Source organism: Anabaena sp. CCY 0017 (assembly GCF_963920885.1).
GTDB lineage: Bacteria > Cyanobacteriota > Cyanobacteriia > Cyanobacteriales > Nostocaceae > Nodularia.
In genome coordinates, this window is record NZ_CAWUDG010000119.1 from 1 (window position 1) to 237 (window position 237).

General features: G+C 37.6%; 1 pseudogene. It reads right to left on the minus strand.

What is annotated here, in order from left to right:
* Nucleotides 1–237: pseudogene (locus tag ACM0OW_RS25915) on the minus strand (ISLre2 family transposase); the annotation flags it as partial.

Sequence of the window (237 nt, forward strand, 5' to 3'; positions counted from 1 at the left end):
CTAAACTGTTTATTTTCGATTGACGTAAATTTATGCCAATTTTACCAAAGTAATATGTGAGCCGTTCTATGCGTTTTAGGCTGATATTTATGCCCCAATCTATTAGTGTTGTACGCGCTGCTTCAAAAGAGCCAGCAATTGCACCATATTGGGCAATCTTCGAGAAAACACCAGGGGTTAAACCCTGGGACATTCCTAAATATCTTAAGAATGGGCAAAATCCTTCATTTAAGATTT